The 14,925-nt window shown below is 67.8% G+C and carries 16 protein-coding genes and 1 tRNA gene; 8 read left to right on the top strand and 9 right to left on the bottom strand.

Annotated features, from left to right (window positions below; translation table 11 throughout):
* Positions 1–13: 13 nt before the first annotated feature.
* From DM992_RS17050 to hemN, 3 genes are all read right to left on the bottom strand, one after another.
* Positions 14–670, bottom strand: a complete 657-nt coding sequence (locus tag DM992_RS17050; RefSeq protein WP_111017664.1) for a protein-L-isoaspartate O-methyltransferase — start codon at positions 668–670, stop codon at positions 14–16.
* Positions 671–774: 104 nt separating this feature from the next.
* The gene (locus tag DM992_RS17045) at positions 775–1,032 is read right to left on the bottom strand and encodes a hypothetical protein (RefSeq protein ID WP_006488573.1); all 258 of its coding nucleotides are present in this window, start codon (positions 1,030–1,032) and stop codon (positions 775–777) included.
* An 83-nt stretch (positions 1,033–1,115) separates the two neighbouring features.
* The gene (gene hemN / locus DM992_RS17040) at positions 1,116–2,507 is read right to left on the bottom strand and encodes an oxygen-independent coproporphyrinogen III oxidase (protein WP_111017663.1); all 1,392 of its coding nucleotides are present in this window, start codon (positions 2,505–2,507) and stop codon (positions 1,116–1,118) included.
* Between the two features lie 172 nt (positions 2,508–2,679).
* Between hemN and DM992_RS17035 the strand changes: the two genes are divergently transcribed.
* From DM992_RS17035 to DM992_RS17025, 3 genes are all read left to right on the top strand, one after another.
* On the top strand, positions 2,680–2,997 hold the full coding sequence (locus DM992_RS17035; protein ID WP_111017961.1) for a YkgJ family cysteine cluster protein: 318 nt from the start codon (positions 2,680–2,682) through the stop codon (positions 2,995–2,997).
* Positions 2,998–3,141: 144 nt separating this feature from the next.
* On the top strand, positions 3,142–3,723 hold the full coding sequence (locus DM992_RS17030) for a DUF1439 domain-containing protein (protein ID WP_111017662.1): 582 nt from the start codon (positions 3,142–3,144) through the stop codon (positions 3,721–3,723).
* A gap of 75 nt (positions 3,724–3,798) precedes the next feature.
* Positions 3,799–4,629 (top strand): undecaprenyl-diphosphate phosphatase, encoded by an 831-nt coding sequence (locus tag DM992_RS17025; RefSeq protein WP_111017661.1) that lies wholly within the window; start codon positions 3,799–3,801, stop codon positions 4,627–4,629.
* Positions 4,630–4,742: 113 nt separating this feature from the next.
* Here the strand turns inward: DM992_RS17025 and trmB are convergent, their stop codons facing one another.
* Positions 4,743–5,510, bottom strand: a complete 768-nt coding sequence (gene trmB / locus DM992_RS17020; protein ID WP_111017660.1) for a tRNA (guanosine(46)-N7)-methyltransferase TrmB — start codon at positions 5,508–5,510, stop codon at positions 4,743–4,745.
* 132 nt (positions 5,511–5,642) lie between these two features.
* Positions 5,643–5,717: transfer RNA gene (locus DM992_RS17015), tRNA-Gly, on the bottom strand.
* Positions 5,718–6,044: 327 nt separating this feature from the next.
* Between DM992_RS17015 and DM992_RS17010 the strand changes: the two genes are divergently transcribed.
* Together DM992_RS17010 and DM992_RS17005 are read left to right on the top strand one after the other, a co-directional pair.
* The gene (locus DM992_RS17010; protein ID WP_047900015.1) at positions 6,045–6,389 is read left to right on the top strand and encodes a cupin domain-containing protein; all 345 of its coding nucleotides are present in this window, start codon (positions 6,045–6,047) and stop codon (positions 6,387–6,389) included.
* A gap of 403 nt (positions 6,390–6,792) precedes the next feature.
* Positions 6,793–7,953, top strand: a complete 1,161-nt coding sequence (locus DM992_RS17005) for an enolase C-terminal domain-like protein (RefSeq protein ID WP_111017659.1) — start codon at positions 6,793–6,795, stop codon at positions 7,951–7,953.
* A gap of 290 nt (positions 7,954–8,243) precedes the next feature.
* Here the strand turns inward: DM992_RS17005 and DM992_RS16995 are convergent, their stop codons facing one another.
* Positions 8,244–9,173: a LysR substrate-binding domain-containing protein gene (locus tag DM992_RS16995; protein ID WP_111017658.1), complete on the bottom strand. Its 930-nt coding sequence runs from the start codon at positions 9,171–9,173 to the stop codon at positions 8,244–8,246.
* Positions 9,174–9,343: 170 nt separating this feature from the next.
* Here DM992_RS16995 and DM992_RS16990 point away from each other — a divergent pair, with 170 nt between their 5' ends.
* The 3 genes from DM992_RS16990 (at position 9,344) to scpB (ending at position 12,757) form a co-directional block, all read left to right on the top strand.
* The gene (locus tag DM992_RS16990) at positions 9,344–10,666 is read left to right on the top strand and encodes an MFS transporter (protein ID WP_111017657.1); all 1,323 of its coding nucleotides are present in this window, start codon (positions 9,344–9,346) and stop codon (positions 10,664–10,666) included.
* A 61-nt stretch (positions 10,667–10,727) separates the two neighbouring features.
* Positions 10,728–11,951 (top strand): CoA transferase, encoded by a 1,224-nt coding sequence (locus DM992_RS16985; protein ID WP_111017656.1) that lies wholly within the window; start codon positions 10,728–10,730, stop codon positions 11,949–11,951.
* Positions 11,948–12,757 (top strand): methylmalonyl-CoA decarboxylase, encoded by an 810-nt coding sequence (gene scpB, locus DM992_RS16980; RefSeq protein ID WP_111017655.1) that lies wholly within the window; start codon positions 11,948–11,950, stop codon positions 12,755–12,757. The genes DM992_RS16985 and scpB overlap by 4 nt, the downstream gene beginning before the upstream one ends.
* A gap of 50 nt (positions 12,758–12,807) precedes the next feature.
* On the opposite strand, the gene DM992_RS16975 is transcribed toward scpB, so the two are convergent.
* From DM992_RS16975 to DM992_RS16965, 3 genes are all read right to left on the bottom strand, one after another.
* Entirely contained in the window at positions 12,808–13,350 is a 543-nt protein-coding gene (locus DM992_RS16975; RefSeq protein ID WP_111017654.1) for a chromate transporter, read from the bottom strand.
* Entirely contained in the window at positions 13,347–13,958 is a 612-nt protein-coding gene (locus DM992_RS16970) for a chromate transporter (RefSeq protein ID WP_111017653.1), read from the bottom strand. The genes DM992_RS16975 and DM992_RS16970 overlap by 4 nt, the downstream gene beginning before the upstream one ends.
* 161 nt (positions 13,959–14,119) lie before the next feature.
* Positions 14,120–14,875, bottom strand: coding sequence for a DeoR/GlpR family DNA-binding transcription regulator (locus DM992_RS16965; RefSeq protein ID WP_111017652.1), 756 nt, complete (start codon positions 14,873–14,875; stop codon positions 14,120–14,122).
* Positions 14,876–14,925 lie beyond the last annotated feature (50 nt).

Below are 14,925 nucleotides of genomic sequence, written 5' to 3'. Positions count from 1 at the left end.
GAGGCTCCGTCGCTCAGAACTTGAAACGCGACGGCTCGATCGCGTTGACGAGGTGGTCGATGTAGGTTTCGAACACGTCGGCGACACGGTACTGCTTGTCGTCGATGCGCGTGATGATCTGCGCCTTCATCACCGGACGGCCGCCGACGAACGCCGACAGGCGGCCGCCGACCTTCAGCTGTTCGAGCATTTCCTGCGGCACGACGGGCAGGCCGCCCGCGACGCAGATCACGTCGTACGGCGCCTTGGCGGCCCAGCCGCGCGAACCGTCGCCGAGCACGACTTCCGCGTTGGTCACGCCGTCGTTGCGAAGGTTGTCTTCCGCGAACTTCGCGATCACCGGATCGATCTCGACTGCCGTCACGTGCTGCGCGCGATGCGCGAACAGCGCGGCCAGGTAGCCCGAGCCCGCACCGATCAGCAGCACGTTCTCGTGCTTCTTGACCGTCAGCTCCTGCAGCACGCGCGCTTCGACGCGCGGGAACAGCATCTTGCTGCGGCCGCCGGGCAGCGGCAGTTCGAGATCGGCGAACGCGAGATCGCGGTATTCGGGCTGAACGTAGTTTTCACGCTTGACGATCGACAGCAGGCCCAGGACGTCCAGATCCAGCACGTCCCACGGACGGATCTGCTGTTCGATCATGTTGAAACGCGCGTTTTCGATATTCATGGTGTGGTCACGCAGCCTGGTCGGCCATCAGCGGGGGTAGATAAACTACGCGATTGTACCAAACAGGGCGGCGGTCAAGCCTTCAGGCAGCCTGCAACAGACCTTTACCCTTTGCTCTTCTTGATCTGCGCCTCGAATGCGAGGTCGAGCTTGCTCGCCTTGCGCGGCTTTTTGGGGCCGAATTCGTCGACGAACTTGACGAACTCGTCGAGCGGCAGCGGCTCGCAGCGCTTCTCGGCGGTGCCGCCCGAGCGGTCGACGAGATAGAACAGGCCGCCCGCCATCGCGACGGCCGCGAATTGCGGGTTGCCGGAGCGGGTCTTCAGGCGTTCGACCGCGTGGGTCGCTTTGGTGGTGCGCATCGTGCGGGTTCTGGCGGAGCGGAAGCCTCACACTGTAGCAAACCGGCGGCCGCCCGCGTGCGGCCGCCGGTTTGGCGCCGGCGCTAGACCGTGCGCGAGTAGCGCTGTCGAGACGTCTGGCCGAGATACGCGTCGAACGCCATCGCGATGTTGCGCACGACCATCCGGCCGGCCGGATGGATCGTCAGGCGGTCGCGCGCGATCGTCAGCAGCCCGTCGCGCTCGAACGGGCGCAGCGCGTCGAGCTCGCGCGCGAAATGATCGGCGAAGCGGATGCCGTGCGCGGCCTCGACATGCGAGAACGGCAGGTCGAGGTTGCACATCAGTTGCGTGATCACGTCGCGGCGCAGCCGGTCGTCGGACGTGAGCCGCACGCCGCGCACGATCGGCAGCCGGCCCGCGTCGAGCGCGGCGCCGTACGCGGGCAGGTCCTTCGCGTTCTGCGCATAGACGTCGCCGACCTTGCCGATCGACGACACGCCGAAACCGACGAGGTCGGTATCCGCGCGCGTGCTGTAGCCCTGGAAGTTGCGCTGCAGCGTGCCGTTCTGTTGTGCTCGCACGAGCTCGTCGGACGGCCGCGCGAAGTGATCCATCCCGATGTACACGTAGCCGGCCGACGTCAGCATGTCGATCGCGAGGCCGAGCAGCGCGATGCGCATTTCGGGCGGCGGCAGCGTTGCATCGTCGATCTGCCGCTGCATCTTGAACAGGTGCGGCATGTGCGCGTAGCCGAACACCGACAGCCGGTCGGGCGCGAGTTCGATGATCGTCTCGAGCGTGCGCGCGAACACGGCGACCGTCTGGTGCGGCAGCCCGTAGATCAGGTCGACGCTGACCGAATGGAAGCCCGTCGCGCGCGCGGCAGCGAGCAGGTCGGCCGTCATCGCGAGCGGCTGGATGCGGTTGATCGCCTGCTGCACGGCCGGATCGAAATCCTGCACGCCGAGGCTCAGCCGGTTGAAGCCGATCGTGCGCAGGTGCACGAGCGTCGCGGGCGTGACCGTGCGCGGGTCGATCTCGATCGAGAACTCGGCGTCGGCGTCCGGCGCGAGCGCGAAGTGCTCGCGGGTGGCCGCCATCAGCTCGGCCGTTTCGTCGTCGGAAAGAAAGGTCGGCGTGCCGCCGCCCCAGTGCAGCTGCGTGACCGGGCGGGCCGGATCGAACAGCGCGGCCTGCAGCGCCATCTCGCGCTTGAGCTGGTCGAGATACGGGCGCGCGCGGCGGCGGTTGTTGGTCGCGATCTTGTTGCAGCCGCAGTAGAAGCACGCGGTGTTGCAGAACGGGATATGGATATACAGCGACAGCTCGCTCGACGACGCGCCGGGGTCGCCGGCCGCGCGCACGTAGTCGGCCGGGTCGAAATCGTCGCGGAACTGCAGCGCGGTGGGGTACGACGTATAGCGTGGGCCGTTCGCGCCGTATTTCGTGAGCAAATCGGGACGGAACATTACGTCGGCAGAACCGGAGCTCATGATGGTCTCGCGCTTTTCAGATGTTCTCGAGTATATAAACGCGCGATTCGGCTGCATTGCGTAATAACGTCGCAGCCGGCGATGGCACAATGCGGGGTGGGCTGCCGGACGCCGCGTCCGGTTGCCGCACCGTTTTTTGTTGTTCGTTCGAGAGAGCCGAGTGTCCGTCGAAATGCCTGTCCGCCCGGCACCCGCCGATGTCCCGCCGCCGCACGCGTGCCGCGAGGGCTGCGGCGCGTGCTGCATCGCGCCGTCGATTTCCAGCCCGATTCCGGGCATGCCCGACGGCAAGCCGGCCGGCGTGCGCTGCGTGCAGCTCGGCGACGACCTGCGCTGCCGGATCTTCGGTCGGCCCGAGCGTCCCGCGTGCTGTTCGGGGCTGCAGCCGTCCGCCGACATGTGCGGCGCGTCGCGCGATGACGCGCTCGCGTGGCTCACGCACCTCGAGGTCGCGACGCAGCCGTCGCCGCGTGGCAGGTTGGGGCGGTAGCGGGTTGCCGGCCACGTTCGGCACGAATACGACGCATGGAACCCGCGGCGCGGGTTGAAGCACTAACTCCGGTCGATTGCCCGGCATGGGCGCAGCGCCGACAGCCCGATCGCCGCTGCGCCCGATACAGGAGATTGTTCAAGCATGACCGCACTTCGCGCGCCCGGCCGGCGCCGTTTTCTCGCCGCAACCGTCGGCGCCATCGGCGTGACGCTGTCGCTCGCCGCCTGCGCGTCGACGTTCCCGTTCATCCCCGATCACTACACGTTCTCGCGCGGCGACGTGCAGAAAGCCGTCGCGCGCAAGTTCCCGTACCAGAAGACGGTCGCGCAGGTCGTCGACGTGTCGCTCGCGAACCCGGCCGTCAACCTGCTGCCCGACCAGAACCGCGTCGCCGTGCAGCTCGACGCGAATTTCGCGAGCCCGTTCCTGCGCGCGCCCGTCAGCGGCAAGTTCACCGTGTCGGGCCAGCTCGCGTACGACGCGCCGAGCCGCTCGGTCGTGCTGAAGGCGCCGTCCGTCGACAGCCTCGTGCTCGACGGCGACGCGCAGATGTATGCGCAGCAGGTCGGCGCGGCCGCCGGCCTGCTCGCGACGCAGGTGCTGACCAACTATCCGATCTACACGTTCAAGCCTGAACAATTGCAATTTGCCGGGGTGAACTACGAACCCGGTACAATTACGATTCTTACAAACGGCATACGCGTGGCGATCGTCGAAAAATGACGTCGAACCGCGCGGCCGAGCGGGCCGCGCGGCAACCTGGCCCTTCCTTTCGACCATTTCGGAGTTGGGCCACGGATGGACTGGATCCTGATCTGCAAGGCATTGATCCTCGGCGTCGTCGAGGGGCTGACGGAATTCCTGCCGGTGTCGAGCACCGGTCACCTGATCGTCGCGGGCAGCTTCCTGAATTTCAACGATTCGCATGCGAAAACCTTCGACGTCGTGATCCAGTTCGGCGCGATCCTCGCGGTTTGCTGGGAGTATCGGCAACGGATCGCGTCGATCGTGTCCGGGCTGCCGAGCCGGCCCGATGCGCGGCGCTTCACGCTGAACGTCGTGATCGCGACGATTCCCGCGATCGCGCTCGGCCTGCTGTTCGAGAAGAAGATCAAGGCCGTGCTGTTCTCGCCGGTACCCGTCGCGTTCGCGCTCGTCGTGGGCGGCGCGATCATCCTGTGGGCCGAGGCGCGGCAGCGCGAGCGCGGCGAGCCGCCGCGCGTGATGGCGGTCGATGCGCTGACGCCGCTCGATGCGCTGAAGGTCGGCATCGCGCAGTGCTTCGCGTTGATTCCCGGCATGTCGCGGTCGGGCTCGACGATCATCGGCGGGATGCTGTTCGGCCTCGACCGGCGCGTCGCCACCGAATTCTCGTTCTTCCTCGCGATTCCGATCATCTTCGGCGCGACGCTCTATGAAACCGTCAAGGATTGGCAGGCGTTCACCGTCGATTCGCTCGGCCTGTTCGCACTCGGGCTCGTCGCCGCGTTCGTCAGCGCGTTCGTGTGCGTGCGCTGGCTGCTGCGCTACGTCGCGACGCACGACTTCACCGTGTTCGCGTGGTACCGGATCGCGTTCGGGCTGTTCGTGCTGCTGGTGGGGTACAGCGGCTGGTTGAACTGGGCGTGATGCAGATACGGAGGCGGGCACGCTTCCGATAAAAAACGGCCCGATCGGCAGATGCCGGTCGGGCCGTCTTGTCGTCCGGGGCGGTGCGACGTGCGCCGCCTCAGCGGAATGGCTTAGCCTGCGCGCTTGCGGAATACGAGGTCCCACACGCCGTGGCCGAGCCGCAGCCCGCGCCGTTCGAACTTCGTCACCGGGCGATAGTCGGGGCGCGGCGCATAGTCGGCGGCCGTGTTTTCGAGCGTCGGTTCCGCGCCGAGCACTTCCAGCATCTGTTCCGCGTAGTTCTGCCAGTCGGTCGCGCAGTGAATGTACGCACCGGGCTTCAGGCGCGACGCGAGATGCGCGACGAGCGGCGGCTGGATCAGCCGGCGCTTGTGGTGGCGCGCCTTGTGCCACGGATCGGGGAAGAAGATGTGCACGCCGTCGAGGCTTTCCGGCGCGAGCATGTGCTCGAGTACTTCGACCGCGTCGTGCTGGATGATGCGGATGTTCGACAGGTTCTGCTCGCCGATCAGCTTCAGCAGCGCGCCGACGCCCGGCTCGTGCACCTCGACGCCGAGGAAGTCGTCGCCGGGGCGGTTCGCGGCGATCTCCGCGGTCGATGCGCCCATCCCGAAGCCGATCTCGAGGATGCGCGGCGCGCTGCGGCCGAACACCGCATTCCAGTCGGGTATCTCCGGCGCATACGGGACGACGAAGCGCGGGCCGAGTTCGTCGAGCGCGCGGCGCTGGCCGGTCGACACGCGGCCGGCGCGCGTGACGAAGCTGCGGATGCGGCGGTGGTGCAGCGGATTGACTTCGTCGGCGCCGTCGGCGGCTTCGTCGGGAATGGCGTCGTCGTGCGGCGGCAGGCCGGCTTCGTTCGGATCGTCGTGCATCATCGGTACAGAGAAAGGCGTTGTTGCGGGCGAAGGCCCGTTGCGCGCAGCAGTGCGCCGGGGAACCGGCACATGGTACAAAAAAGCCGCCTTCGACGAGGCGGCTTTTGCGCAGGCTGCGATGCAGCCGGAAAGTGGAGCGGGCGATGGGAATCGAACCCACGTCATCAGCTTGGGAAGCTGAGGTAATGGCCATTATACGACGCCCGCAGAACGCGTGATTCTACAGGGTTTGACGTGAGGATGGCAAGCGGGCGGTTTGAGGCAGTGGCAGCGAAACTGGCATGGCTGAATCATGGGGCGGTGGCGTCGCCGAGAATGGTCGTCAAAGATCGGCCAAAAAACGGTCCGTCAACGCGATTTGCTCGATTGGTTGAATCCACAAATCTGGGGCCATTCCGCCCGAGCCAGGGGGAAGCGCGCCTACAGACGAGCCGGTGTCGAAAATAGACGAGTCGGTGTCGGAAGCATACAAGCCCCGGTAACGCTTCCGAACTAACGTGACGGATCACTTATACCCGATCGTTTGGAGCTGACATGTCCGATTTCATTACCGTTTTGCGCGAAACCTGCCCGACTCCGGTCCTTGACGCGACCAAGTGGAAGCGCATCGGCGGCGATCCGCACACCGTGAACCTCAATGCTTACGTCTCCAAGGACGGCAGCAAGATCATGGGCACCTGGATCTGCACCCCGGGCAAGTTCGAGGTGAACTACGAGAAATGGGAGTTCTGTCACTTCCTCGACGGCTACTGCATCATCACGCCGGAAGGCGAGGAGTCGGTGCACCTGAAAGCCGGCGATGTGTTCGTGATTGAACCCGGCATGAAAGGAACCTGGGAAGTGGTGGAGACGGTGCGCAAGTACTTCGTCTTCGCCTGAGCGAGCTTGTAGATTCGACCACGCATATCGTCGTCGTGCGGATCTTCCCGATTAGCGGCATCTGTCATCGCGGCCCTTGCATGTTGCAAGGGCCCATACACATTTAAAACAAGACGACGCTCGCAGAACGCGTGGTTTTGCACGGAATCACGCCGGAGTGGCAACGGTGCGATTCGGGCCGGTCGAACGGCTGCCGTGCCCGCGGTATCGGTCCGCGGCATCTTCGCCGTGATCCAGGCCGACTTCTCTGCGACCGTACAGCCGCGGCGGCGCGATGGCCGACACCGGTAACGAACACCTGCGCCCGACCGCGCCAGCGCCTATGATGCAGCGGTCTGCTTGTCGTTCCGGCCGCACCGCTTGAACCATCGCATGCGCCGGACGCCCCACCGGAACCCCGACCATGCGCATCACCGGCATCCGCGAACATGCGATTCCCGTTTCCCGTTACACCGATCCGTCCATTCCATCCGGCGGCCTGACGACGAGTGTCGTCGCGGTCGTCACCGACGTCGTGCGCGACGGCCGCCCCGTAACGGGCTACGGCTACGCATCGGTCGGCCGTTTCGCGCAGGGCGGCCTGATCCGCGAACGGTTCGCGCCGCGCCTGCTGGCCGCCGCCGACACGCTCGCCGACGAAGCCGGCACGAATCTCGATCCGTTCCGCGCATGGCGCGCGATGATGGCCGGCGAAAAACCCGGCGGACACGGCGAACGATGCGTCGCAGTCGGCACGCTCGACATGGCGATCTGGGATGCCGCCGCGAAGATCGCCAACCTGCCGCTCCATCGCTTTCTCGCCGACCGGCTTGAACGCGTCGCGGCACCACGCGTGCGCGTGTACGCGGGCGGCGGCTACCGCTTTCCGCATGACGATCTCGCGTGCCTGTCTGACGAGATGCGCCGCATCGCCGATCTCGGCTACACGCATGCGAAGATCAAGATCGGCGGCGCGGATCTCGATCAGGACCGACGACGCATAGAAGCCGCCGCTGCCCAGCTCGCCGACAGCTCGCATCTCGCGGTCGACGCGATGAACACCTACGACGCAGCGACCGTGCAAGCCGCCGCGACGATGCTCGCGCCGTTCGATCTCTGGTGGTTCGAGGACATCTGCGACCCGCACGATCTGCCACTCCAAGCAGACCTTGCCGCGCGATATTCACCGCCGATCGCAGCAGGCGAAGCGCTGTTCTCGCTCGCGGAAGCGAAGCTGCTCGACCGCTACGGCGGCCTGCGCAGCGATCGCGATGTGCTCGTGTTCGATCCGGTGCATTGCTACGGACTGCCGGGCTATCTGCAGATCGTCGACCACTTTGCGTCGCGCGGCTGGCGACGCGACGCGTTCTGGCCGCACGGCGGCCACCTGTTCTCGCTGCACGTCGTTGCCGCGCTCGGGCTCGGCGGCGCGGAAGTCAACCCGTTCGCGTTCCATCCGTTCAGCGGACTGGCCGATGGCGAAACCGTCGACGCCGGCTACGCACGTGTGCCGCAGGCACCGGGCATCGGCTTCGAACTGCATGCCGACGCGTACGACGGGTTTCGCAAGCTATCGGGCCGCTGACGCGTGAAGTGCGCCGAGCGCGATCAGCAGCGCGTCGCTGCCAGCGCAGACAACGGCAATGGAGAGCAGATGGGGACCCGAGAGGGCTCGAGATCGAACGCTTGATGACGAAGGCGTCCTTGGGGCCGACCGACGTGAACAGGCCGGCGCCAAGCAGCAGGCCTTCGAGGAAGGCAGGGGTGTCGAGCGCGAGCGGGCCGACAACCTCTCAAGCTGAACCGGTGATGGTTACGATGGGAGCAACGTCAAGGGGGGCCGGGGAGCGATGTCAATGCGCCGCGCCGCGCAGGTCACGCGCGGCCTGCATCGCCGGCCGCCCACTCCGTCCGCTGCCCGAGCGTGTCGAACAGCCGCACGATCTCGGCCTTCACCTTCTGCACCGCATTGCTGACGAGCGCCGTATCGTGCCAGCACAGCGACAGGTCGCGCGCGAACAGCCGGTGCGCGACCGTCGACAGTTTGAGCTTGCGTTCCTCGATCTCGACGTGCGCGGCCGTCCACGGCAGGATCGTCACGCCGAGCTGCGCCATCACGGCCGCAAACAGCAGCCCGGTCGAGCTCGCCTCGAAGCTGATCTCGTACGACAGCCCGGCCTCGCGCATCGCCCAGTCGACGCGGTTGCGGATCGTGTTCGGTGCGCTCGGCAGCACGAGCGGCATCCGCGCGATCGTATCGAGCGGCACGGGATCGTCCGGCACCGGAAACCCGGGCCACGTGATCAGGTACAGCGTCTCCGTCAGCAGCCGGTGGATCGCGATGCCGCGCGTGTCGATTGCGTCGACGACGATAGCGAGATCGAGCCGCGCACGCTCGAGCAGCGTGTCGAGATCGGCGCTCGGTGCCTCGATCAGCTCCAGCATGATGCCCGGATAGCGGTCGCGCACCGCGCGTGCGAGCGGAATCGCGAGCACGCGCGCGGTGCTCGACGGCATGCCGACCGTCACGCGGCCCTGCGGCGTATCGGCGTCGCGGCGCAGCAGCTCGCGCGTGCCGTCGGCCTGGCGCAGCAGTTCGAGCGCATGCTGGTAAAGCGTGCGGCCGGCGGCGGTCGGCGCGACGCCGCGCACGCTACGTTCGAGCAACTGCATCCCGAGATCCTGCTCGAGATTGCGCATCTGCTGGCTCACCGCGGGCTGCGCGACATGCAGCGCCTCGCTCGCATGCGTGACGTTGCCGAATTCGACGACCTTCACGAAATAGCGCAACTGTCTCAAGTCCATCGCCGCCGTCTCCCGATTCAAGCCATAAGCCAATCCGATCGATCAAGACGAATATCATATTTTTCGGCGATTGAAGGTATTTCTATACTCGTCTCACAAAAGAGCCAGCCTGCCGGCCATCCCGGACCGGACGCGGCAACAGCGCCGGCCCCGCCGGCAAGGAGACGAAGATGTTCAAGGCGATCGACGCGCCGGCGGCCGGCGCGAAGCCGCGGCGCACGCCGCTCACGCGCGAGCAGGTCAAGGGCTTCTGGGCCGTGTACGCGGGCTGGGTGCTCGACGGTGTGGATTCGGTGATCTATGCGCTCGTGCTGATTCCCGCGCTGACCGAACTGCTGCCGGCATCCGGCATCGCGGCGACGCCCGCGAATCTCGGCATGTACGGCTCGATCCTGTTCGCGCTGTTCCTGATCGGTTGGGGGCTGTCGTTCGTCTGGGGGCCGCTCGCCGACCGCTTCGGCCGCGTGCGCACGCTCGCCGCGAGCATCCTGATCTATTCGGTGTTCACCGGTGCGGCCGCGTTCGTGCACGACGTGTGGGCGCTGGCCGCGTGCCGGCTGATCGCCGGGATCGGCGTCGGCGGCGAATGGGCGCTCGCGGGCACCTACGTCGCCGAGAGCTGGCCGGAAGACCGTCGCAAGATGGGCGCCGGCTACTTGCAGACGGGCTACTACTTCGGCTTCTTCATCGCCGCCTGCCTGAACTACACGATCGGCGCGACCTACGGCTGGCGCGCGATGTTCCTGTGCGGGCTGGCCCCCGCGCTGCTCGCGGTGTTCACCGTGATGCGCGTGAAGGAGCCGCGGCAGTGGCGCCGGCACGACGCGCGCGACGGCGACGTGGCCGACGCGCGGCGCGCGCATCCGCTGCGCGAGATTTTCGCGCCGGCGTTCCTGCGCCGCACGCTGACGAGCGCGAGCCTCGTCGGCGTCGCGATCGTCGGGCTGTGGGCCGGCTCGGTCTACGAGGCGAGCGCGGTCAGCACGCTGGCGGCGCGCGCGGGCATCGATCACATCGGCGCGATGCGGCTTGCATCGGTCGGCGCGGCGATCCTGTCGTGCGCGACGATCGTCGGCTGCCTGGTCGCGCCGTGGCTGTCGGAACGGCTCGGCCGGCGCGCGGCGCTCGGCGTGTATTTCGCGGGCATGGCCGGTGCGATCGTGTTCGCGTTCGGCTGGGCGTTCTACCAGCCGAACGGGCTCACGGCGTTCATGGTGTCGCTCGCGTTCCTCGGCTTCTTCGGCGGCAACTTCGCGATCTTCTCGCTGTGGCTGCCCGAGCAGTATCCGACGCGGGTGCGGGCGACCGCGTTCGCGTTCAATGCGTCGGTCGGCCGCTTCATCGGTGCGGGTGTGAACTTCCTGCTCGGCGCCGCGATTCACGGCTACGGTTCGCTCGGCGTGCCGGTCGCATGGACCGCGGCCGTGTTCGTGCTCGGCATCCTGATCCTGCCGTTCGCGGTCGAAACGCGCCATCAGACGCTGCCCGAATGAGCGGCGCGCCGCGATCTTGCGGAAGCACGCAACATCCAGTCATCAATATCAGGAGTCCGGAATGCAGGCATTACAAGGAATCAGGGTTGTCGATCTGAGTCGCGCGTTGTCGGGGCCGTTCTGCTCGATGGTGCTCGCCGATCTCGGGGCCGACGTGATCAAGGTCGAGTCGGGGCCGAACGGCGACATGAGCCGCGCGTGGGGGCCGTTCGATCGCGGCGTGAGCACGTACTACCTGTCCTGCAACCGCAACAAGCGCGGCATCTGCGTGGATTTCCGGCAGCCGGCCGGCCTCGACGTCGTGCGGCGGCTGATCGCGCAGGCCGACGTCGTGATCGAGAATTTCAAGGCCGGCACGATGGACGCGATGGGGCTCGGCTACGCCGCGCTGAGCGCGCGCGATCCGCGGCTCGTGATGGGCAGCGTCACCGCGTTCGGCCCGCGCGGCCCGTTGCGCGACTGGCCGGGCTTCGACCAGATCGCGCAGGGCCATGCGGGGCTGATGAGCCTCACCGGCTTTCCGGACGGCGAGCCGACCCGCACGGGCACCGCGATCGGCGATCTCAGCTCGGGGATGTGGGTCGCGACCGGCGTGATGGCCGCGCTGTTCGAGCGCGAGCGCACGGGGCGCGGGCAGCATGTCGGCACGTCGCTGCTCGAAAGCCTCGTCGCGCTGTTGAGCGTGCACGGGCAACGCTATCTGAGCCTCGGCGACGTGCCGCGCCGCACCGGCAATGCGCATGCGGTGATCGCGCCGTACGGCGTGTTCGAGACGGCCGACGGGCCGCTCAACCTCGCGCCGATCACGACCGACATGTGGCTGCGGCTGTGCCGGTTGCTGGATCTGCCCGAGTTGCCGAACGATCCGCGCTTCGCGACCAACGATGCGCGCGTCGAGCACCGCGACGCGTTGAAGGCGCTGCTCGAAAGCCGGCTGCGCACGCGCGGCAAGCGCGAATGGACGCAGCGTTTCGTCGAGGCCGGGCTGCCGGCAGGGCCGATCAATACGCTCGACGAAGTGTTCGACGATCCGCAGCTCGCGCACTGCGGGCTGGTCGAACCGGTCGCGCATCCGACGCTCGGAACGCTGCGCCAGGTCGTCACGCCGCTCGGCGGGATGGGCGACGATGTGCCGGCGCCGCGCACGCGCCATGCGCCGCCGCTGCTCGGCGAGCATACGGTCGACGTGCTGCGCGAAGCGGGCTACGGCGACGACGCGATCGACGCGCTGCTGGCAGAGCGTGCGATCTTCCAGGCGGAAGCCATGGCGGAGGCCGTGCATTGACCGATACGACGAAACACGAAAGCGCGTCGCGCGTGACGGTCGACATGATCGGCGAGCGGATCGCGCGCGTGCGATTCGCGAATCCGGCGCGGCGGCACGCGCTCGACGCGCCGTTGCTCGATGCGCTCGTCGCGCGCCTCGATGCGCTTGCCGAGCTGGGTCCACCGCCCGTCGTGATCCTGTCGAACGACGGCAGCGGCGACGTGTGGAGCGCGGGGCACGACCTGCGCGAACTGGCCGACGACCGCGATCCGCTCGCATACGGCAAGCCGCTCGAACGGGCGCTGCGGCGCGTGCGGTCCTATCCGGGCGCGGTGATCGCGGCGGTGGCGGGATCGGCGTGGGGCGGGGCGGTCGATCTCGTGATGAGCTGCGACCTCGTCGTCGCGGCACGCGACGCGCGCTTCGCGATGACGCCTGCGAACATCGGCCTGCCGTATTCGACGAGCGGCCTGCTGCGCTTCTACGACAACCTGCCGATCCACGTGCTGAAGGAAATGTTCTTCTGCGCGCAGCCGCTCGATGCGGAGCGCGCCGCGCATCACGGGCTCGTAAACCGGCTGGCCGAAGCGGGCGGCGTCGACGATGCGGCGCTCGACGTCGCGCGCACGATTGCCGCGAAGGCGCCGCTCGCGGTTCATGCCGTGAAGGAGCAGTTGCGCGTGCTGCAGGACGCACGGCCGTTGCCGGTCGATGCGTTCGAGCGGATTGCCGAGCTGCGCCGGCATGCATGCGAAGGTGCGGATTTCGACGAAGGGCTGCGTGCGTTCGCGGAGCGGCGCGCGCCGGTGTTCCGCGGCGCCTAGGCGTTCAGGTGCTCGCGTGGCGCGGCGTCGCGGCGCGACGACGGTATGCGCTATACGCCGCCGATTGCGTGCACGCCGACGAGCAGCAGCGCGCCCGCCGCGATCAGCAGCAGCGCATGAATGCGCGAAACCATCACGCACAGTGTCGACGCGACCGCGATCGCGCGCGCGGGCCAGCCGCCGTCGAGCGCCTGCAGCAGCACCCACACCGATGCGACGATCATGCCGGCCGCGACCGGACGCAGGCCGGCTTCGAGCGCGATCTGCCAGCGCGCGCCCTGGTGCCGCCGCCACAGGTGCGCGACGCCGTAGATCAGGAATGCGGTCGGGCCGAACAGCGCGAGCGTCGCGATCACCGCGCCCCAGAAGCCGGCCACCTGCCAGCCGATCAGCGTCGCAAGCAGCGACCCGGGGCCCGGCGCCATCCGCGCGATCGCGAAGTCGTTGACGAACTGCGTGGCGGTCATCCAGTGATGCACGTCGACGACCTGCCGCTGGAGGTCGGCGATGATCGCCTGCCCGCCGCCGATCGTCGCGATCGACAGCGGTGCGAACACGCCGAACAGCGCGGCGTAGCGTTGCGACGCGGTCATCGCGTGTCGCTCCCGGCCGGTGCCGCGGCCGCGCGGCGGTATTCGAACGCGACGCTCAGCGTGCCGCCGATCAGCACGGTCCATACGAGCGGCCAGTGCAGCACCGCAACCGACACGAAGGTGAGCGTCATCACCGCGAACGGCAAAGCGCGGCGCGGCAGCCGGCGCACGGCCGTGATCGCCATCGAGATCGACAGCCCGATCGCCGCGGCCGCCGCGCCGGCGAGCGCGACATGCATGAGCGGGAAGCGCGTGAGGGTCGAGAGCGCGATGCCGAACAGCACGATCAGCACGGCTGGCGGCGCGATGATGCCGGTGAAGCCGGCCACCGCGCCGCGCCATCCGGCGAGCCGGTAGCCGATCCAGATCGCGAGGTTCTTCACGTTGACGCCCGGCAGCGCCTGCGACAGCGCGAGGCCGTTGAGGAACGCCTCTTCGTCGAGCCAGCGCCGCTCGTGCACGAAATCGCGCATCATCCGCCCGCTCAGCCCGCCGCCGAAGCTGGTCAGGCCGATCTGCGCGAACGCGACGAACAGCGCGAGGATGCCGGGCGGCGGCGCATCGCCCGCGGCCGGTGCAGGCGGAATCGTGGTGGATGGCGGGGGCATCGTGCGTGCGGCGTGTGGCGATTGGGCGGGCGCCCATGTTAGCAAGCGGTGCCTGTCAGCACGCTGACATCGCTGCGGCGGTGGCGTGACGAAAACCCGCAACCGATCCGATGAGCACGATGCGGTGCGCAACCGCACGGATTCGAACCGAACCGGCGCCGCTATGCGCGCACGACCGTCACGCCCGCGGCCTCGATCGGCTTCGTCAGCGCGGCTTCGGTTTCCTTCTCGACCACGACGGTCTGCGCGAGCGTGATGTCGCCGATCACGAACTGCGACGCCGCGCGCAGTTTCGACTGCGACGCGAGCACGACCGTGTCGGCCGCGCGTTCGGCCAGCGCGCGCTTGATCGCCGCTTCCTCGAAGTCGCCGGTGCTGAGCCCCGCAGCCGGATGCACGCCCGTGACGCCCATGAAGTACAGGTCCGCGTGGATGCGCGCGATGCCTTCCATCGCCGCGGCGCCGACCGCGACGATCGAATGCTTGTAGAGCCGCCCGCCGATCAGGATCACGTCGATCGACGGATGCGCGGCGAGCGCGACGGCGACGCTCGGGCTGTGCGTGACGATCGTCGCGCGCAGGTCGGCCGGCAGCTGGCTGACGAGCAGCGCCGACGTCGTGCCGCCGTCGACGATCGCCACTTGCCCCGGCGAGATCATCTGCGCGGCCCGCCTTGCGATGCGCCGCTTTTCTGCCGTTTCGATCACCTCGCGCTGCGCGAACGGCGCGACGGCCGGCGACGCCGGCAGCGCGCCGCCATGCACGCGCTGCAGCAGGCCTTCGGCCGCGAGCTCGCGCAGGTCGCGGCGGATCGTGTCTTCGGACACGCCGAATTGCGCGCTCAATTCGACCGCCAGCACCTGGCCGTCGCGTGCGAGCGCATCGAGGATCGCTTTCTTGCGTTGCGTCGTCAGCATCGTGTTTGCACGAAATTTCTTGAAGTTGCACGAATATGCACGTTACCATG

Origin of the sequence: Burkholderia sp. JP2-270 (genome assembly GCF_003233675.1) — a bacterium.
GTDB classification, from domain to species: Bacteria; Pseudomonadota; Gammaproteobacteria; order Burkholderiales; family Burkholderiaceae; genus Burkholderia; species Burkholderia pyrrocinia_C.
The sequence above is the reverse complement of the archived record's forward strand: the minus strand, read 5'-3'. Positions and strand labels throughout refer to the sequence as shown.